Annotated in this window: 14 protein-coding genes; 12 read left to right on the top strand and 2 right to left on the bottom strand. The window is 43.0% G+C overall.

Going from position 1 to position 21469, the window contains the following annotated elements:
- The first annotated feature begins 1 nt into the window (after position 1).
- The 6 genes from AVL57_RS10340 to AVL57_RS10315 all read left to right on the top strand — a co-directional run bounded on the left by AVL57_RS10340 (position 2) and on the right by AVL57_RS10315 (position 9094).
- A complete protein-coding gene (locus AVL57_RS10340; RefSeq protein WP_057791637.1) occupies positions 2-517 on the top strand; it encodes an RNA methyltransferase in 516 nt (171 codons plus the stop codon).
- Between the two features lie 34 nt (positions 518-551).
- The gene (locus tag AVL57_RS10335; protein WP_231701195.1) at positions 552-1514 is read left to right on the top strand and encodes a PEP-CTERM/exosortase system-associated acyltransferase; all 963 of its coding nucleotides are present in this window, start codon (positions 552-554) and stop codon (positions 1512-1514) included.
- A gap of 365 nt (positions 1515-1879) precedes the next feature.
- Positions 1880-3694, top strand: coding sequence for an alpha-amylase family protein (locus AVL57_RS10330; protein WP_231751111.1), 1815 nt, complete (start codon positions 1880-1882; stop codon positions 3692-3694).
- A gap of 245 nt (positions 3695-3939) precedes the next feature.
- The gene (locus tag AVL57_RS10325) at positions 3940-5835 is read left to right on the top strand and encodes a glycoside hydrolase family 13 protein (protein WP_057791642.1); all 1896 of its coding nucleotides are present in this window, start codon (positions 3940-3942) and stop codon (positions 5833-5835) included.
- A 38-nt stretch (positions 5836-5873) separates the two neighbouring features.
- Positions 5874-7364: an MFS transporter gene (locus tag AVL57_RS10320; RefSeq protein ID WP_057791644.1), complete on the top strand. Its 1491-nt coding sequence runs from the start codon at positions 5874-5876 to the stop codon at positions 7362-7364.
- Positions 7364-9094 (top strand): alpha-amylase family glycosyl hydrolase, encoded by a 1731-nt coding sequence (locus AVL57_RS10315; RefSeq protein WP_057791647.1) that lies wholly within the window; start codon positions 7364-7366, stop codon positions 9092-9094. Before AVL57_RS10320 ends, AVL57_RS10315 begins: the two co-directional genes overlap by 1 nt.
- A gap of 137 nt (positions 9095-9231) precedes the next feature.
- On the opposite strand, the gene AVL57_RS10310 is transcribed toward AVL57_RS10315, so the two are convergent.
- Complete coding sequence (locus tag AVL57_RS10310; protein WP_057796124.1) at positions 9232-10272, bottom strand: LacI family DNA-binding transcriptional regulator; 1041 nt, start codon at positions 10270-10272, stop codon at positions 9232-9234.
- A gap of 279 nt (positions 10273-10551) precedes the next feature.
- Between AVL57_RS10310 and glnS the strand changes: the two genes are divergently transcribed.
- Positions 10552-12219: a glutamine--tRNA ligase gene (gene glnS / locus AVL57_RS10305; protein WP_057791648.1), complete on the top strand. Its 1668-nt coding sequence runs from the start codon at positions 10552-10554 to the stop codon at positions 12217-12219.
- Positions 12220-12379: 160 nt separating this feature from the next.
- Here glnS and AVL57_RS10300 read toward each other — a convergent pair whose 3' ends face one another.
- Positions 12380-13147: a YciK family oxidoreductase gene (locus AVL57_RS10300; RefSeq protein WP_057791650.1), complete on the bottom strand. Its 768-nt coding sequence runs from the start codon at positions 13145-13147 to the stop codon at positions 12380-12382.
- Positions 13148-13463: 316 nt separating this feature from the next.
- Between AVL57_RS10300 and AVL57_RS10295 the strand changes: the two genes are divergently transcribed.
- The 5 genes from AVL57_RS10295 to AVL57_RS10275 all read left to right on the top strand — a co-directional run bounded on the left by AVL57_RS10295 (position 13464) and on the right by AVL57_RS10275 (position 21268).
- Entirely contained in the window at positions 13464-16067 is a 2604-nt protein-coding gene (locus tag AVL57_RS10295) for a VolA/Pla-1 family phospholipase (protein WP_057791652.1), read from the top strand.
- Between the two features lie 194 nt (positions 16068-16261).
- Positions 16262-18847 carry an acylase gene (locus AVL57_RS10290; RefSeq protein WP_082604913.1) on the top strand — a complete coding sequence of 862 codons (2586 nt, stop codon included), beginning with the start codon at positions 16262-16264 and terminating at the stop codon, positions 18845-18847.
- A 116-nt stretch (positions 18848-18963) separates the two neighbouring features.
- On the top strand, positions 18964-19992 hold the full coding sequence (gene sohB, locus AVL57_RS10285) for a protease SohB (protein WP_057791654.1): 1029 nt from the start codon (positions 18964-18966) through the stop codon (positions 19990-19992).
- A gap of 130 nt (positions 19993-20122) precedes the next feature.
- Positions 20123-20782 (top strand): TetR/AcrR family transcriptional regulator, encoded by a 660-nt coding sequence (locus tag AVL57_RS10280; protein ID WP_057791656.1) that lies wholly within the window; start codon positions 20123-20125, stop codon positions 20780-20782.
- A 72-nt stretch (positions 20783-20854) separates the two neighbouring features.
- Positions 20855-21268 (top strand): GFA family protein, encoded by a 414-nt coding sequence (locus AVL57_RS10275; RefSeq protein ID WP_057791659.1) that lies wholly within the window; start codon positions 20855-20857, stop codon positions 21266-21268.
- The last annotated feature ends 201 nt before the right edge of the window (positions 21269-21469 follow it).

Here is a 21469-nt window from a genome sequence, read left to right as displayed (position 1 = left end):
TGTGAGTTCCCTTTCGCTATCAAAGCAAACAGTAAGCATTGGGTTAGTAAACCCTAAAAATCCCGTGAATGTTGCCTCTATCTTACGAGCAGCAGGTTGTTACGGTGTTTCAAGCGTGTTTTACACCGGATACCGATACCGTATTGCGAAGAACTTTAATGCTGATACGAAGGCTTTCCATAAAAAGATCCCTACTATCGGCGTTGATGATTTAAAAGAGGTCGTGCCCGAGAATGCAAGTGTAGTAGCCATAGAGCTAGTAGAAGGCGCGTTACCTTTACCAGAATTTAAACATCCCGAAAACGCAATGTACATTTTCGGACCAGAAGATGGCAGTTTAGATAAAAGCGTGCTTGAGTGGTGTGACCATGTTGTCTACATACCTACCTATTCGTGCATGAATCTAGCTGCTACCGCTAACGTGGTACTTTACGATCGCTTAGCAAAATCAGAGTATATCTCAGGTAATAGCCTCATACGTGAGAGCCGGGATAATAATAATCAATCAAAACTATAAATCGGTTTGAATCGTTGTATTCGAGAGTGAAATTGTGCGTGAGCGCAAGGTGAGCTTTTGTCATGCTTTTCAAACTGGGCCTGCTAAATCTATAGAGGACCAAAAATTGAAAAAACGTGTCGCTACTTCGCTAAGTAAATTAAAAACAATTCATAGCCATATTTCTGCTAATTTGAAGAAATTGAGAAACAAAAGAAAGAAAAAACAGATGGATGAACTATCAAGTTTTTTCTTTAGTCGTTACTCACTTGTGGTCGCACAAAATAACGAAGACCGAGAGACATGTTTCAGCACAAGGCACGAAGTTTATTGTGAAGAAATGAACTTCGAAAAAGAGCGCTCTACAGGATTAGAAATTGATAGATATGATGACTATTCTGTCAATTGTTACATCAAACATCTACCGACAGGAGATTGTGCAGGTACGATTCGTATCATTATGCCTGCTATTCGCAATCAAGCCCTGCCGTTGGAAGAAAAATGTATTCACGCCATTGAAGACAAAGCGTTAGTGCCCGCTCAATTGGGTAGAACTTCAATCTGCGAAATCTCTCGTCTAGCCATTCCTAAATCGTTTAGAGTTAGACAGCTTAAAGCTAAAGCGCCGTTCAAACCTTCTGGTAAACAAAAGGTGAGTAAAGCAGAAAGCGTTCTACTGGAACACATACCTTATTTATCTTTGGCGCTCTACTTCATCGCTCTGAGTATTTGCGTTGAACAGGAAATGGAATATGCCTATGTATTGATGGAACCTAAATTGGCTCGCAGATTAAAAATGTTCGGGTTTAATTTTGAACGTTTGGGCGATCCGATTGACTACAATGGCTTACGTGCGGTGTATCGTATCAAGCCCAAATCTATTGAGAGTGAATTAACTCCGGCGCTGCGTAGCTTTTTATTACGAATTAAAAATGACCTGGCGGGCAGCTTAACTGAAAATATGTTTGGCGCCAGCATGAAAGTAGAGGAAGAGTTTACAGCCAGTAAAGCGGCATAGTATCAGTGTTGTATTACGCACTTCTCTTATTTAAAAACTACTAATAGATTAAAGGACAAATCGAAGAACAAGGGAAACGGAAGAAAGCAATCACATCGTACTAATTTATTACTGAATACGTATGGAATTGTTTTAACATTCCCTTAACGAGTATGCTATTGGCAATTCAATGCAAAGGTATGCTTGTAGTGTTAGATATCAAAAAGACAAATCACCTCCACACGGTGAAATGTGCAGCAGAAAACGCGGCACACACTCCTATAAAAAGCGTAAACAAAAGCTCGGCGGTTAAGAAACTGACAGTAGTGGCTTTATCACTTGGCCTCTTATCATGCATCGCTTACTCACAGTCAGGAGCCGATCTCATGGAAAATGAGAACGCGAATCACCCACGAACACAAATTCCCCCTAATTCTGGCAAGCCCGTGGTATATCAGGTCTTTACTCGATTGTTCGGGAATACCAATACAACTAATAAACCTTGGGGCACCATCGAAGAAAATGGTGTGGGGAAATTTAGTGATTTCACACCGCAAGCCCTTCAAAGCATAAAAGCCTTAGGTACTACACATATTTGGTATACCGGTGTACCCCATCATGCCCTCGCCACTAGCTACTTAGAATACGGTATTGATGACGATGATCCCGATGTAATTAAAGGACGTGCAGGTTCGCCTTATGCAGTTAAAGATTATTACAATGTTAATCCTGATTTAGCAGACAACCCTGCAAATCGATTACATGAATTTGAAGCGCTTATCCAGCGCACTCATCAGCACGGTATGAAAGTGGTTATCGATATAGTGCCTAATCATGTTGCACGCCGTTATCAATCTTTTTCGCCACGCCATGATAACTTCGGTGCTAACGATGATAAATCGCAAGAGTATGCTCGAGACAATAATTTCTATTACATACCCAATACACCTTTCGTATTGCCAGAGGGCGTTGCAGATACCGTTTTAGGCGGCAAAGCTACTGAAAAAAATCAGCATCAATTGGTTGACGGAAAGTTTGATGAATTTCCGGCTAAATGGACGGGCAATGGCAGTCGAGCATCACAGCCTGATATTAATGATTGGTACGAAACCGTTAAAATAAATTACGGTGTAAGACCCGACGGAACCCATGACTTTCCTGAGTTACCAGAAGCGTATCGAGATAAGTCTGTGCAAGAGCATGCTGCTTTTTGGGCTGACAAATCATTACCAGACTCTTGGTACAAATTTAGAGACATTGCCATCTACTGGCTAGATAAAGGCGTTGATGGTTTTCGGTTCGACATGGCTGAAATGGTGCCCGTAGCATTCTGGTCATTTTTAAACAGTGCCATTAAACAGAGAAACCCTGATGCGTTTTTGCTAGCGGAAGTTTATCAACCCGATAAATACAGAGACTACATTCAGCTAGGTAAGATGGATTATCTCTACGATAAAGTGGGCTTTTATGACACCTTGAAAACGATAATGAAAGGAGAGGGTAAGGTAAGTGAGTTGGTAAGTGTGCACGATGAAGTTAGCGATATTTCGACTCATATGCTGCACTTTCTTGAGAACCACGACGAACAACGTATCGCTAGTCCAGAATTTGCTGGAGGTGCAGAAAAAGGTAAACCTGCGCTCGCCGTTAGCGCACTGATAAGTGCTTCACCAATCCTCTTGTATTTTGGTCAGGATTTAGGTGAGGACGGTAGTGAAGAAGCGGGGTTTGGAGACCCTAGTCGTACTTCAATCTTTGACTATATTGGTGTGCCCGCACATCAGCGGTTTATGAATGGTGGCAAGTTTGACGCAGGCCAGTCTTCAAGCGAAGAAAAAGCATTACACAATTTCTATAAAGAGACTATGGGTATTGTTGCTACTAATCCTGCTGTAACCGGAAAATATGAAAGCCTACATGCATTGAATCTCGCCGCAGACGGCACAGCATACACGGAAATGCAATTTGCTTTTATGAGAGAAAAAAATGAGCATGGTATAGTTGTTATTGCTAACTTTAGTACAGAATCTACTGGCCCTATAACGTTAACCATTCCTATTTCGTCACTGCAAAAAAATACCACTGAACTCACTCTTGAGCCTTTACTTACTCATAAGGGAATAACATTTAATCTCAGTGGTTCGAATTACACAGCGACACTTTCATTAAACGGATTAGAAACAAGAGTATTCGCATTTTAACTATTTGTGTGAATTTTGCTTCGATTGCAGAATCAAAACCTTCTATTTATGTTAATTCGCATGGATTCTTACATGCCGATTCGTGAATACGTATGCATAACATTGGTTCCAATCAAAGCGCAGGTTAGTATCTGAATTCTGTCTTTCACTTAACGTAATTTTAACATGGGGTTGATGTGTTCAATTTAAACCGCGTAAATAAGGCCGTTCGTCCAATAGGCATTTCAAAGCGAAAAAGTGTTCTAATGGCACTTTTTACATCTGCTTTAACACTTCCCGTATTTAACTGTTATTCATCACAAGAAAGTAGTATTGACGTTTACCCACCTAACTGGTGGGTAGGTATGCATGATAGTAACGTTGAACTGATGATCTATGGCGACGATATAGCTGATGATACCGTTACCATTGTTAATAGTGACGTTGTGCTTCGAGAAAAGCATGCACTTGAAAGCGCGAACTACTTGTTCGTTACATTAGATACTTCAAAAGCAAAAGCTGGAGATGTCAAACTCCGATTTGTCGATACTGATGGCTCTACACGCGACATTAGTTATTCGTTGCAAAAGAGAAGGGATGGTTCAGCGTTACGAAAAGGTTTTGGTCCGCGAGATGCTATCTACTTGATTGCTCCAGACAGGTTTGTTAATGGCGACAAAGACAACGACGATGTTGAGGGATTTATTGATAAGGCGGATCGCTCGTTAAAAGGCGGTCGGCATGGCGGTGACATTGAAGGTATTATTCAGCATCTTGATTACATAGAAGCGTTAGGCTTTACCCAACTGTGGTCCATGCCGCTGCTTGAAAACGCTATGGATACATATAGCTATCATGGTTATTCGACTACAGACTATTACCAAATTGACCCTCGCTATGGTACTAACGAAGACTTCTTGATGTTAAGTCGCGCAGCAAATAAAAGGGGTATTGGTGTTATCATGGATATGGTTCTCAACCATATAGGTAGCAATCACAAATGGATGGAAGATACCCCTTCAAATGACTGGATAAACAACAATAGTAAGTTTATTGGTACTACGCATAAACGTGAATCACTTCACGACCCTCATGCGATAAAAAGTGATATCAAAGGGTTTAGCGATGGTTGGTTTGTGCCTACCATGCCAGATTTAAATCAACGCAATCCTCACCTTGCAAACTATCTTATCCAAAATGCCATTTGGTGGGTTGAAAGTGCTAATTTAAGTGGGATTCGAGTAGATACGTATTCGTACCCCGATAAAGCTTTTTTAAGCGATTGGACGAACCGTCTAATCAGCGAGTACCCGAATCTCAATATAGTAGGAGAAGAATGGTCAGTTAACCCTGCTATAACAGCTTATTGGCAAGCAGGAAGTAAGAGACATGATGACTACGATAGCGCGTTGCCTTCCGTCATGGATTTTCCACTACAAGCGGCAGTCATTAAGGCGCTGACTAACGAAGAAAGTTGGAACTCGGGATTTATCAGTATATATGAGACACTCGCCACTGATTTTCTTTACGGCGATCCGAACAACTTGGTTATCTTTCCTGACAACCATGACATGAGTCGAATTTATACACAACTTGGTCATGATGTAGAAAAGTGGAATATGGCGATGTCGTTACTGCTTACGACTCGTGGGATACCTCAGGTGTTTTACGGCACCGAAATACTCATGCAAAACGAGGGCAGTGAGGACCACGGCATTATTCGTTCTGACTTTCCAGGCGGTTGGCCTTCTGATAGTAAGAAAAATGCATTTACTGGCGAAGGGTTAACTACCGATGAACGTTGGGCTCAGCAACGGATCAAACAACTTCTTCAACTGCGAAAAACGCACCCATTACAATTTGAAGGCTCCCTTAAACATTACGCCCCAACTGATGGTGTTTATACGTTTTTCCGTGAGCCTATTTCTACACCCGAAGGCAAGAAAAATAGCAAGGTTAACGCGCCAACGCCAAATGAAACGCGAGGCGACAAAATTATGGTTATCTTAAATAAAGAGCCTGTGGATATACCGCTGACTACCTATGACGAAATGTTGTCTTCACACAAAACGTTAACGCGTGTAAGCGATGGTAAGTCATACAAAACCACTGATACCATATCTTTACCGGCAATGTCCGCAACCGTTTATATTGCGCATTAATGCGAATTATCATAGTAAAACAATAAATAGAGCAAAATATGCAAGCAACTCAACCTCGCCTTTCTTTCTGGCAAATATGGAACGTCAGTTTTGGCTTTCTTGGTGTACAATTTGGTTTTGCGCTGCAAAATGCCAACGTAAGCCGAATTCTTTCCGACCTAGGGGCAGACCTTCATTCGTTATCACTCTTCTGGCTTGTAGCGCCAATTATGGGGTTGATTGTACAACCTATTGTTGGCTCAGCGTCTGATAGAACCTGGAACCGTTTAGGTCGAAGACGACCTTTTATTCTTGCCGGTGCTGTAGCTGCAGTGCTAGGTATGATTTTATTACCTAATGCGCCTTTATTTGTGGCCTTTCTAGCGCCAATGCTAATGGGGGCGCTGATGGTCGCGCTAATGGATGCATCTTTTAATGTGTGCTTCCAGCCTTTCCGTTCTTTAGTGTCTGATATGGTGCCACCGTCGCAGCGTAACATTGGGTACTCTATCCAATCGTTGCTTATCAATATTGGGGCCGTTATTGGTTCAATATTGCCATTCGTATTAACTAACGTGGTTGGTCTTGAAAATACTGCACAAATGGGCGAAGTCGCGCCTTCTGTTATTTGGGCTTTCTATATTGGTGCTACGGTATTGCTTGGTACGGTAATTTGGACGGTGTTTCGCACCAAAGAGTACTCACCAGAAGAGTACAATAGATACAAAGGCCTAAGCGCTGAAAGTAACGTTGAGCCACAAAATACGCCAAAAGCACCCTTTACCGTGCGTATGAAAGAATTCTTTTCTTTGGTTGTTCACATGCCTAAAACCATGAAACAACTTGCCGTTGTACAATTTTTTTCATGGTTTGCCCTGTTTATTATGTGGGTATATACCACACCAGCAATTACCCAGCATATCTGGGGCGTTGACAAGATCTGGTGGGATCCAGCGCACATTGCCTCAGTTGCACAAGTACCAGACGCTATTGTAGCCGCTAAAGGCGCAGCCGGTGACTGGGTGGGTATATTGTTTGCTGCTTACTCGGTATTCGCCGCCGTCTTCTCAGTATTCCTTGCTCGTCTAGCTGATAAATTTGGTAGAAAAACCATTTATGCCGGGGCGTTAATTTTGGGCGGCGTAAGCTATGTTAGCTTCCTTTTCTTCCAAGACCTCACCATGGTGAATGTAAACTTGTTAATTACTGAAGTTACTGTGCCCCTAGGGGCCGTGAAGCTACTGATCCCAATGATTGGAGTAGGGATTGCATGGGCGGCTATTTTAGCCATGCCTTACGCCATGTTAGCGGGGGCGTTACCAGCCAACAAAACCGGTGTATATATGGGCATATTTAACTTTACGGTAGCCGCACCACAAATAGTGTCTGGTTTAACTGCAGGTTGGATTTTAAGTAGTGTGTTCAATAACGAGGCTAAATACATAATCGTTGTCGCTGGAGCGTCAATGTTATTGGGCGCCATTGCTGTATTTTTTGTAAAAGAACATGACGTAGTAGAAGCTGAAGTCGCTGATAAGGAACTAGCATAATGATTCATAAAGTAAAAACCCTTACCGTTGCTATCACAGTTGCATTGAGTGTAGGTGCAATATCAGGTTGTGCTAGTACGTCAGCGTCCAGTGTAGAAGCCGGCACAGGCTCTACTAAACACGCTGAAACAAAAGTCACTATTCTAGGCACCAGCACACCGTTTGCCAGCGAAGCAATTTATTTTGTGATGACCGATAGGTTCGTTGATGGCGACCCCAGCAATAACCATGAAAATCAAGGCGGAGAATTTCCAACTTGGCAGCTTCCCATGAATGGCCCTAACGGCGAAAAAGCGTATGTAGGGTACATGGGGGGCGATTTGAAAGGGGTGCTAAACAACGGCGACTATATTCGCGATATGGGGTTTACTGCTGTATGGATGACACCAGTGCTAGAAAACCCAAACCAATCATTTAGTGGTGATGAGCAAATCACTTATGGCGGCGCTTTTAAAGATGGCGGGAAAACGGGCTACCACGGTTACTGGGCAACTAATTTTTATAAAGCTGATGAGCATTTGATAAGTCATGATTTAAGTGTGAAGCAATACACCACACAAATGCGTGAAAATTTTGGTTTGAAATCGGTATTTGATATTGTGGCAAACCACGGTACGCCAAGCTTCACCATGCCCTCTGACCAACCAGGGTACGGTGAAATTTATAATGCGGAAGGTGAGTTAGTTGCTGATCACCAGAATTTAGCCCCTGAAGACTTAGACCCAAAAAATAATCCACTTCATGAGTTTTTTCATGATTACCCAGACCTAGTAAAGTTGTCTAATCTTGATGATCAAAACCCCAAGGTAAGAGATTATCTTATCAATAGTTACCTTTATTGGATTTCACAAGGCGCGGATGCGTTTCGTATCGACACCATTCGACATGTCCCTCATGATTTTTGGCGAGAAATGTCAGACCGGGTTAGGGCAGAACATCCCGACTTCTTTATGTTCGGAGAAAGCTTCCAATATGATGCGAACTTTATTGCGCAGCATACCCTTCCAAAGAATGGCGCGGTAAGTGTGCTTGACTTCCCAATGCAAGAAGCCATGGTGAAAGTGTTCGAAAAGCCACTTGAAAGTGACTTCGCTACATTAGCCGACACTTTGTATCTAACCCATGGGCCTTACAACAACCCTTATGATTTAACTACATTTTATGACAACCACGACATGGCGCGTATTAACGCTACCGATAATGGCTTTATCAATGCCCATAACTGGTTATTTACGGTTCGTGGTATTCCTGTGGTGTACCAAGGGTCAGAAATTGGCTTTATGCGTGGTACGTCTGAACACCAAGGTAACCGCAATTACTTTGGCCAAGACAATATAGACAACGCAAAGTCTCATCCTATTGCCATCGAATTGGCTAAAATTGCGAATGTGCGTAAAAACACACCAGTACTTCAACGAGGTTTGCAGTTCAACCTTGAGTTAGCCGGGCATGAAGCCGCATTTTACCGTGTTTTACAAAGTGATAGTGTACAACAAACCGCGTTGGTACTGCTAAATAAGGCCGATAAACCTGCCGATTTCAGTGTGGATGAATATATGCAAGCTGGCACATGGTCTGAACAATTGTCTGGTGAAACACGTGAATTGGTTGCCGGTGACCCGTTAACAACGTCAGTATCCGCCAATGGCGTTCAAGTATGGGTTAGGGAAGGGGCGTTAGATTCAAATGCGCTAGAAGCGGCACTTATCAAACAGATGTCAGCGCAATAATTTTTACTTCGTAACAAAAAGGCGCTTATTGCTAGTGTTATTGACTAATAATAAGCGCCTTTTTACTATTTATAAATCAAGTTTCAGCAGGGCATCTCCATATTTCTCGATAGTCTCGCTTATTAGCTTTAGGCAGCCTATCTTTTTGCCCCACATGAATGTCTAATGATGACTTCGGCAGGCATTAGGAAATCTTCTACTGTTTCGTTTGAAATAGCTTTAATTAACGTACTTACCAATAATTCGCCAGCTAGCTTTGTATTTTGCTGAACGGTGGTTAGCGCAGGGGTTGTGAAAGCTGACACTGCGATATTATCGTAACCCACCACGGCAATATCGTCGGGCACACTCAACTCAGTTTGCCTTAACGCTCTTAATACACCCATTGCAATGAGATCAGACGCACAAACAATAGCGTCAGGTAATCCTGTTCCGTTAGTGTTGGCATCGTTCAACATACCTTGAATGGCATCATAACCGGCTTCTTCGGTAGAAACGGCATCGCTTTGCAACGAACTTTCGTAAAGATTATGGTTTGTTAGCGCTTCATTATACCCTTGAAAACGCGCCATAAACTCAGGAGCTTTGTTACCGGAATCACCAATAAAAGCAAATCGAGTTCTGCCCAAAGCAATTAAATGCTCGGTAATGCTGTAGCCGCCTTGAAAGTTATCACAACCAACACTAACACCAGGGTGGGCGGCATCGGGTGCGCCCCAACGAACGAAGTGGGTGCCTTGTGACTCAAGTTGTGCCACTTTGCTGCGGTAATCGGTGTAATCGCCGTACCCCAGTAAAATAATGCCATCGGCTTTATTTGAATCTTCATATTCTGCATGCCAGTCGTCTTCCAAGTTTTGGAATGACACTAGTAAGTCATAACCCGCAGCTGCACAGGCGCGGGTAATGCTACCTAACATGGCAAGGAAGAAAGGGTTAATCATTGAATCATCTGAGGTAGGATCTTCAAACAACAAAAGCGCTATGGTGCTGCTTTTTTGCTTGCGTAAATTACTGGCATTTTTATCAACTTTGTAATTGAGTTCACGAGCAATACGCTGAACCCGATCACGGGTTTCTTGATTTACCAAAGGGCTATTATTTAGCGCTCTTGATACTGTTGATTGAGAAACGCCTGCCAAATGTGCAATATCAAAAGAGGTTGCTTTTTCTTTCATGGGCACCATGTTTGTCTGCTACGACCGAGTTGTCGACAAGAAGAAAGATACCATACTTTTTTCTAACCACGCTTTTTTTGCTATTCACACGCCGTTTTTTAATACCAGAAGCGGTAAAAAACCGTTTCATCGCATTAAAACTAATCACTTGTAAGGCTAGGTGTAATAAAACGTGGTTGTCGGTTTTACGTCAGTGTTATACTAATTCATAATATTTATTAATCTTAAACGTTACGATTATTTTTGAACGTTAATTTAAACGCTAAGGGGAACACGCGAATGGCCGAGACTGAGCACCGTCCGACCAACTTTATCCGTCAGATCATCGACAAAGACCTTGCCAACGGTGTGCACGAGAGTATTAAAACTCGGTTCCCGCCGGAGCCAAATGGCTTTTTGCATATTGGTCATGCAAAGTCTATTTGCCTAAATTTTGGTGTTGCACAAGATTACTCAGGTTCTTGTAATCTGCGTTTCGACGATACAAACCCAGCAAAAGAAGACATTGCGTTCGTAAATTCTATCAAAGAAGACGTTAAGTGGTTGGGCTTTGAGTGGGATGGTGAAGAGCGTTACTCTTCAAATTATTTCGATCAACTTCATGGCTTCGCTAATGAATTAATCGACAAAGGCTTAGCTTATGTTGATTTTTCAACCCAAGACGTGATGCGCGAATTACGTGGCACATTAACTGCGCCAGGTAAAAACAGCCCATACCGTGATACCGACGTTGAAACCAATCAGCGCGAATTCGCTAAAATGACTGCGGGCGAGTATAAAGAAGGCGAGTGTAGCCTTCGTGCCAAAATTGACATGGCTTCACCCTTCATGTGCATGCGTGACCCTGTAATTTACCGTGTTAAACACGCTCATCACCATCAAACGGGTGATAAGTGGTGTGTTTACCCTATGTACGACTTCACGCACTGTATTTCGGATGCAATAGAGGGCATTACGCACTCGTTGTGTACCTTGGAGTTCCAAGACAACCGCCGTTTGTATGATTGGGTAATTGAAAATATCACTATTGACAGCACGCCACGTCAGTATGAGTTTTCACGTCTTAATCTTGAATATACAGTATTAAGTAAACGTCGCTTGATTCAATTGGTTGAAGAAAATCATGTTAGCGGGTGGGACGACCCTCGCATGCCTACCGTTGCTGGCCTACGCCGTCGTGGTTATACCGCGGGTTCGGTACGCGAATTTTGTAAACGTATTGGCGTGACTAAAATGGACAACATGGTTGAAATGTCCATGTTAGAGGCGTGTGTTCGTGAAGACCTAAACGTGAATGCACCTCGTGCGATGGCCGTTCTCGATCCCATTAAATTAGTGATTGAAAACTACCCAGAAAACGACAGCGAAACCTTGGTAGCGCCGAATCATCCAAGTGATGAGTCTATGGGTACTCGCGAAATTAGTTTTGGTCGCGAAATTTGGATTGAAGCAGAAGATTTTCGCGAATCAGCAAACAAAAAGTTCAAGCGTTTAGTGCTAGATAAAGAAGTACGTTTGCGTAATGCCTACGTGGTTAAAGCTAACCGTGTAGAAAAAGATGCAGACGGTAATGTAACCACCGTTTACTGTACTTATGATGCTGACACTTTAGGTAAAGATCCTGCCGATGGCCGCAAGGTTAAAGGCGTGATTCATTGGGTTGACGCTGGTACTGCGCAGCAAGCTGAGTTTAGGTTATACGATCGCTTGTTCAACGTACCGAATCCAGCCGCTGAAGAGAACTTTACCGATGTGATAAACCCTGAGTCATTAACGGTTCTAACTGGCTGGGCGGAAGCTGGGCTTGCTAAGCGAGGATCTGAAGCAGGTGCATGGCAGTTTGAGCGTACCGGTTATTTTTGCTTAGATGCCGACAGTACTGACGATAAGCCTGTGTTTAACCGCACAGTAGGATTACGTGATACTTGGGCTAAAATAGGCGACTAAAGCTAGATAGTCGTTGATATTGTCATTCGAACAGTGACTGTTTTAGCCAGCTACTAGTGCACTCATTGGAGTGCGCTAGGCCAAACACAAAGGTTCATCATAAAAAGCCGCGTTTTACGCGGCTTTTTCTTTGGGGGTCTGTTGCTTGTTATCTTTTGCGCTAGCGCTTAGGTTGGCAATCAAGAGATTGACCATTCACATCAATACTGTCCTTACCCATGAGGTAAAGATACATAGGCATGATGTCGGCAGGTGTTTTCAATGTATCAGGGTTTTCAGCTGGAAAAGCCTGAGCTCGCATATTAGTGCGCGTGCCGCCTGGATTAATACAGTTAAAGCGTAGCGACTTATTTTGATACTCGTCAGCTAATGTCTGCATAACACCTTCTGTAGCGAACTTAGATACCGCATAAGTTCCCCAAAACGCGCGCCCTTTGCGGCCAACGCTAGAGGTAGTGAAAATAACCGATGCATTGTCTGCTTTTTCAAGGGCAGGGATTAGCGCTTGAGTTAAAAACACCGTACCGTTTAAATTGGTTTGCATCACATCAAGCCATTCTTGCTGCTCAATATCTTTAAATGAACTTAAATGTCCAAGCACCGAAGCGTTGTGCAATACGCCATCTAGTTTACCGAACTGGTCTATAATGGTTTGTGTCATTTGCTGGTAGTGTGACGGTGTTGCGCCTTTTATATCTAAAGGTACTATTGCGGGTTCTGGTGCCGGCTCAGCATTCCCAACACTCCCAGCATTTACGATTTCGTCATAAACGGCTTCTAACTTAGAGACGGTTCTGCCTAGTAAAATACAGGTTGCGCCATGTTTTGCGTATGTTCGAGCGGCTTGAGCACCGATGCCATCGCCAGCACCTGTGATAAGAATGACTTTACCCTTTAATAAATCGGCAGGGGCTTGATAATCGTTCATCAGTTTCCTTTATAAATTCGCATGTGTTTTTCTGCACAATAGTTTCATATTATATAGGTGCAGATGATACTCACACTGGGCAATAAGTAAAACTTTCGAAGTATAAAAACGCCAAACGTAAAAAAAAATAACGTTTAGCGTTAACAAAACTTTGCAAAGTTGCAACAAAGTTAATAAGATTGAGGGAGATACAACTGGTCTAACATGTTTGAAACTCGGTGAGTTTGCAGTAAGAACAAGGCTTTAAAGGTGCCATCTTACAAGCAATGCGAGTTTTAGATACACAGAATAACAACAATGCTTGTAGGGAGTAAGAATGAGAAAACTCATATTAAGTTCCAGTGTGGCCCTTGCGCTGGGTCTAACAGGCTGTGGCGGCTCCGATGATACCCTGTCCGATATTCAGGCCGAGACAGAGGTCCAAACACCATTTTCACGTATCGTGTTTGATCCCGCTAGTGGCGATTTAAATATACCTAACGATCTTCTAATGCTGCCTGGGGATGACGGATTCTTCGATTATACCCTTAACATTCCGGTAGACGATCCAACTAACTTCGCTGACCCACAAAACGCACTTAACGTGCTAGATGGTTGGTCAACTCAGCATCCATTTGCTATTTCAGTGGAGACACCAGCGGGTGTTTCGCTAGACGCTTCTACCTTAGCAGCGGGTGTGTTGATGTTTGAAGCAACCTTAGGGTTGGATTTAAACGATCCAGACTGTGCGCAAATCACAACGCCTTCTGCGGGTTGTAAACTTGGCGACCAGTTGGTTTACGGCGAAGATTATGTACTTTCTCTTGCTGATGAATCAACTATCACCTTTGTGCCATTAAAGCCATTGAAGCCGGCTCAAGGTCACATGTTGGTGATGACCACTGCTTTGAAAGATTCGTCAGGTAAAGCAGTTCAAGGCTCTACATCGTGGGATTTAACGCGACAAGATATTAATACATTACCATTATCAAGTGATGCTCAATTACTACTTCAAGGCATAGTGAACTCATTGGTGAACCCAGTGATTGGTGCAGGTTATGAGCGTGAAGATATCACCTATGTTTCTGCATTCACTACTCAATCAATTGAGAATTCACTCGACACTATCAAAAAAGTGATGGTGGGTGAGTTTGCTGCGCGCGCTGCTGCTGGAGACCCAACCGCAGGTGAAGCACTTCCAGTTATTGTAGTGGGGGACGTTGATAGCGCACCTACGGCGATGGAAGCATTAAACTTAGTTACCGAAGATGTGGTGGCTGGTGCGGTTTCAGTTGGTATAGATAATTTACCTGCTGAGGCAGCAGCTTTAGTGCCTATTATCGAAGCCACTGACTTCAGTGCTCTTGAAACGTGTGCTGGGTTAGCGGGTACTGTATCAGGTCAGTTGTCTGCCCAATGGGGTGCAGTAAACGATTTCGCTGTAGCTGTGTCAACTGGCATACTTGCTGAAGCGGGCCCATTTTGTGCGGCACAACGTTATGAAGGTAGCGTGTCGCTTCCTTATTTCTTAGGTGTCCCAAGCGCAGAAAACCCAACAGCGCCGGTTAACGAGTTTTGGCAAGCAGCCTGCGACAGCGGTATTGTGTTAGCAACGGCTTCTGATGAAGTACTCGCTAGTGCTACACCAGGTCCCAATTTCGAAACGTGCTCGAGCCTTGGCTTATCTGATTTACGTGTTGATGGCGAAATGCTAGATAACGCCCGTAACATCACTAAGTTTAACCCATTCCCTCAGATGACTGGCGGAAACATGGGTGAAGAGACGCTAGATGTGCAGGTGACTATTCCTGACCCAGCAATTGCGGGCGCACTTGGCTTTTCTGTCAGCATGCCAGAAGCGGGTTGGCCTGTAGTAATTCTAGCCCATGGTATCACCAGTAAAAAAGAAGATATGCTAGCCATTACGGGGACATTGTCTTTGGCAGGCATTGCTTCGGTAGCTATCGACCAACCGCTTCACGGTACTCGTGGTTATGATTTAGACGGTGACGGTATAGACGAAATTAATGCAACAACGGTAAGTGCTACGCATTACATGAACTTGGCTAGCTTGCCAACTGCGCGTGATAACCTGCGTCAAAGCGTGTCTGATTTATTGGGCTTACGTTTAGGTTTAAACGCAGTAGTTGATGCTACCGCAAGTCAGAATGTGTCATTTGATATGTCTCGTGTATCTATCATGGGTGTATCACTAGGCGCTATTACTGGCGGTAACTTTGCCGCAGTAGCTAACACCAGCATGGGCGAAACATTAGGTGCGTTAGACGGTATGTACGCTGTTAAACAAGCCTCGTTAGAGTCTCCAGGAGGCGGTGCGGCTCAGTTCTTACTTGAGTCTCCTACCTTTGGTCCGCTCATTAAAGGATTGCTTTTATCTCAGTCGTCTGAAGAGTTTGTTGCCTTGTTAACTCAGCTTTATGGCACAACTGATGTTTCAGAAGCACAGTTAGTGGGTGCGGTAAGCGCATTTATGGATGCCTTAAGCGATGAACAAGCTGCAGAAGTGAATGCGGTATTTGCTGAATTCGCATTTGCTGCACAAACGGTGATGGACGCTGGTGACCCAACTAACTATGCTACTACGCTTGGTGAAACGACGCCGGTACATATGATGACAGTGGTAGGTGATGGCGGTGAAGAAAACTTGCCTGACCAAGTCATACCCGTTAGTACATCATTACCATTGTCTGGTCAGTTAGCTCTTGCTAATACCATTGGTTTAGAGCAGGTGACAACTACTCAATCTGGTAGCGATGCATTAAGTGGCTTGGTTTTATTCAACAGTGGTGCGCATGCATCAAGTTTAAGCCCAGCAGCCAGTGCGGCAGTGACGGCTGAAATGCAAAGGGAAGTAGCAGGGTATATCGCGTCTGACGCTACGATATTACCTATTACTGATGAGACCGTTGTATCTAACTAATGATATGTAACTAGTTGATTCATAAACATGAAAAGGCCGACTTATGTCGGTCTTTTTTTTTGCATATTTACGCTAAAGACAAAATGTTGTTTGAATGTTTCCTGTTGTTAATGTAGTGTTAATTGGTCGGATCTGTTGAAGAAAGAAAGGTACAGGATCTTGATTTCGAGTATTACAACAATAAGGGACAGTTTGTGAACATACCAAAGAAACGTATTTTGCCATATCGTACACTTCTCGCAGCCTCTATTGCTGCCACACTAATAGGTTGTGGAGGGAACGACAATAATTTTGATAACGTTCAAACGCCTACCGCGCCTGAGCCAACTCCGGTTGAACCCACACCCACACCGATACCTGCTTTTGATACAGATGGCGTATTAACTGCTGAAATAACGTGGACGACGTACGGTGTACCTCATGTTAAAGCGGATAATCTAGAAAGTATGGCCTACGGGGTGGGTTATGCGTTTGCTAAAGATAATTTATGTATTTTGGCCGATCAAATTATTAAATATAATTCTGAGCGATCGAAATACTTTGGTCCCGACAACCAAGCGGGCAGTGGTGATTCAGAGCACCTTATCAACGATTTTGGCTTTTTAACATTGGGGATTCGTGCGCTGGCTGAAGAGAATTTAGCCCGCATGTCAGCTAACTCAAGAGCCATGTTTCAAGGTTATACAGCAGGTTACAATCGCTATTTAGCGGACACACCTGTGGCTGATCAAGACCAGTCGTGTGCTGGACAGCCTTGGGTAACGGATATCGACAGCACTGACTTGTTAACTTACTCATTGGGTGTAGCTTTATTACCAGGTGCAGCTAACTTTTTAGGCCCAATGTTTTTAGCGGCACCTGAAGGTGAAAGCTACTTACCTACACCGGCAGCGAACACTAATATCGCTACACAAGTCACAGCGACATCATCTAACACCACTTTGCTGACAAATGAAAATGCTGCACCATTTAAAATTAACCCGACCATAACGCTACCCGAAAAAAATCCGCAAGACATGGGCTCAAATGGCTGGGGGTTAGGCAGTGATAAAACCACTAATGGCATGGGAATGGTATTGGGGAATCCTCATTTTCCTCACACGGGGAATTTACGTTTTTGGCAGTTCCATACGCAAATACCTGGTTATTTAAACGTGACGGGGGGCTCTTTGACGGGCTTACCTGGGGCGGTGAATATAGGCTTTAACGAAAATGTTGCGTGGACACACACATTTTCTACTGCTGAGCACTTTGTCGTTTACCAATTAACCTTAGATGAAGATGATAGCGCTGGTCTTACGCATAGCGTTGATGGTAGCAAACGCACCATTTACAAAAAACCAATGCAAATTGAGGTAGCGGTGGCACCAGGTCAAACCATCACGCTGAATAAAACAGCCTATTACACGAATTACGGGCCTATGATTGAAGTGCCGGGTAATTTTGAGTGGACAGCAACCAATGCGTTTGCCATAAAGGACGCAAACTTACCGAATTTGGACGTTGTTGATCATTGGCTAGCGATGAATATGGCTGGCTCTATGGATGAGTTCAAACAAGCCTTTAAAGACTATGACGGCGTTATTTTCAATAACACCATGTCTGCTTCGGCTGACGGTCAGGTCTTTTACATTGATGATTCTACTGTCCCTAACTTAACGGAAACTGCCATTTCAGAATTAACCACTAATCCTGTGTTAGTTCAGACCAAAATAGCGGCTGGTTTTACGGTTCTACCCGGTTTCGCCTCAGCGTTTGATTTTGATGGACCTGTACCTTACGAGGAAGCACCAAAGTATGAGGGAACAGATTCAGTACAAAACTCTAACAACAGTTTTTGGTTAACAAACTTATCGTCGCCCATCACAGGCGTATCGCCTCTTTATGGGAATGTGGAAAATCAGCAAAGTCTGCGGTCACGTTTAGCTCAGCAATTTATTGAATCTGAAGCAGGCAGTGACAACACATTTACGCCTGATGAAGTTGAAACTTTGCTACTCAACAATCGAAGCATGTTGGCTGATATGGTGCTACCTAGCTTACTTCAAGCTTGTACTGCGCAAGGTAGTGCTCCAGTTTCGGTTAATGGTGAAGACGTAGATATCTCTGCTGGCTGTGCAGCATTAGCCTCATGGGATGGAACCATGAATAAAGACAGTGTTGGAGCACACGTATTTAGAGAGTTTGCGTTTCAATTTGACAGGGATCCCCAGTGGGAAACGCCGTTTTCTGTTGATAACCCAGTAACCACACCTAGTGGTTTATTGCAGAATGAAACCACTATTAATCAGTTTGCTGCAGCGGTTCAGGTTGTTAACCAAGCCGGCGTAGCACTTGATGCAACGTTGGGTGAAGTTCAATTTGTTGAGCGTAGCTTGCCGAATGGCACGGCATCGGGTGTGAAACTTCCATGGGCGGGTGCACACAACATTGAAGGTGGCTTTAATGTCTTTAGCATTGTGCCTAACAATAATGGCACCTTGTTGCCAAGGCATACCTATGCACCGCTTAACAGCAATACTATTATGAGCGCAGAAGCGCAAGGTTATCATATCAATTATGGTAGCAGTTGGATGATGGTCATTAACTTTACAGAAGAAGGGCCAAAGGGAAGAGGTCTTCTTTCATACTCTCAATCAAGGGCTTACGGCAGTGAAAATTCCCTTGATCAAACCGAACTTTATTCGTCTCAACCTAGGTTACGTGAGTTGTATTTTACCGACGAAGAAATATCTGCAAATACAATCAGTACATTAACACTATCGTCAGAGGAAAATTAGACTGCTATTATAGGCGCCATTATATAATGTCGCCTTAATGTAAGTTCTATTTAGACAATAAGGTCGTTAAGGAGGGTCTGACTACAGACCCTTTTATTTTGTACTAGGAGATAGATTTGGAGTTTTTGTACGAATACGGTTTATTTGTGGCTAAGGCCGTTACCTTGGTTATCGCGTTTATTATCGTGGTATCAACCATTGTTGGCGTTGCCAGTAAGCAGAAACAGGGTAAAGGTCAGTTAGAAATAATTTCGCTTTCAGAGCAACTAAAGGACATTACCCATTACGCTAAGCAAGTACTGCTCGATAAAGCAGCACTGAAGCAATTGGCTAAAAAGCAGAAGAAAGAAGATAAGGCCAAAAGTAAAAATAAGAAAGCTAGCGATGAAGAAGAAAAATCTCGTTTATTTGTGATTGATTTCAAAGGTTCTATGGATGCCAATGAGGTTGAGCATTTACGTGAAGAGATCACCGCTATTTTATGTGTAGCCAACAAAGAAGATGAAGTACTTGTGCGCTTAGAAAGTGGTGGTGGCGTGGTACATGGTTATGGATTAGCAGCTTCGCAGTTACAGCGCATTAAAGAAAAAGGTCTCATATTAACCATCGCAGTAGACAAAGTCGCGGCCAGTGGTGGTTACATGATGGCTTGTGTGGCAGATAAATTGTTAGCGTCTCAATTTGCGTATATCGGTTCAATTGGTGTGCTAGCACAATTGCCTAACTTCAATAAATTATTGAAGAAAAACGATGTTGAATTTGAGCAACATACGGCGGGTGAATACAAACGTACACTTACCGTGTTCGGTGAAAACAACGATGAAGGCCGCGCAAAATTTAAAGAAGAGATTGAAGAAATCCACACTTTATTTAAAGACTTTGTTCATAGCCAACGCCCAGAAATGAACATAGAGAAAGTAGCAACGGGTGAATATTGGCCAGGTGTTAAAGCAAAAGAATTAGGTTTGGTTGATGAGCTTTCAACCTCTGATGACTACATTTTGTCGCACTTCCCAGAACGTGAAATATTTAAAGTTAAGTACTCGTTGAAGAAAAATGTGGCAGAAAAGCTAGGGCTATCTGTTGCTGCTGTGGCCGAACGGGTAGTTATGCAGTCTTGGAATAAAGCAAGACACTGGTTCTAAAAATAATTAATATAAATTAATAGGTTACAGATTTCCTAATTGGTTATGCGTAACCTTTTCGCCCCGTTCCAAGTCGTTTCCTGCGTTTTGGAACGGGCGTGATTGTACTTAGGTTAAAGAAAAATAAAAAATGGCGAAGCAAACTAAAGCTGATATTTTGGATGCCGCAGAACTGCTCTTTTCAGAGCAAGGGTTCACGCAGACATCGATGCGAGAGATTACTACTCGCGCCGAGGTTAATCTAGCGTCAGTCAATTATCACTTTGGTAGTAAAAAAAATCTTATTCAGGCAGTGCTTAAAAGGTATTTCGATATTTTGATGCCTGAAGTAAATGCCTGCCTAGCCAACAATAAGGTTTCTTCTGGTAGCCAAGGTGTCGCTACTTTGTTGTATGCACTTATTCCACCCATGTTGAAACTCAATTTGCTCAGGCCGTCAGGTACAGCCATTTTTGTTCAGCTATTGGGCCGTGGATATAATGAAACCCAAGGGCATTTACGTCGCTTCATTATGAACGACTATGGCGAGACAATTAGAGCCTTGGTTGACGCTATTCAACAATGCTTGCCCGACTTACCTCAAGAGGAGCTTTTCTGGCGTTTGCACTTTGCAATGGGAAGTTTTGTTTTCTCAATGGCCTCAAGCCGCGCGCTAACAGAAATTGCTGAGTCAGATTTTCATAAGCATGTGAATATTGAAGAGGTGATTAGTCATCTTGTGCCCTTCGTAGCACAAGGCGTTGCTGGCAACCTTCCTACACCGCACAGCAAGGTAAGTAGTGTTAGCTAAACGATCTTAAAGTGGCAGTACAAAAATTTAAAGTAAGAATGTAATCTGCCCTTATTATTACAAGGATGTGAAATGTATTACGGCTCTTGCCTCTGTGGCGTGATAAACGTTGAAATTTCTGGCTCGATAGATGACATCATTCATTGTCATTGTTCACTTTGTAGAAAGAATAGCGGTACAGCCTACGCCACCAATGGTTTTATAAACATAGACGAATTTCGCGTTATCGATCCACAAAATAAACTTGCCACTTACGAATTCAAACTCGGCAAAAATAGACACTTCTGTTCGGTATGTGCTTCACCAATTTATAGTTCAAACGCAGCCAATCCTAAAAAGCTTAGAATACGGCTTGGTATTTTAGATTCAGATATTTCAGAAAGGCCAATCTCTCACAACTTTGTTACTTCAAAGGCAAACTGGGATAACCTAGATGCTGAATTGCCAAGGTATGATAGCTTTGAGCCTGCTAGAAAAAATTTATAAATCAACCGTAGTTGATGAGTGGGTGTTAATTCTTACAATTGATTGCTCGCGCATTATAACCGCACTAGTGCAGGACAATAAGTTTTTGAAAAAGGGCTCGTAATTTGGGCTAAAAAAATACATAGTTTCTTTGATGGCTAGTTAAGTTAATAGTGAAAATAAGAAGTACACCAAAACAACTTGTTTTTTGTTATTTCGCAG

The organism is Alteromonas stellipolaris, assembly GCF_001562115.1.
Lineage (GTDB): Bacteria > Pseudomonadota > Gammaproteobacteria > Enterobacterales > Alteromonadaceae > Alteromonas > Alteromonas stellipolaris.
This window is presented reverse-complemented; position numbering and strand designations above follow the sequence as displayed.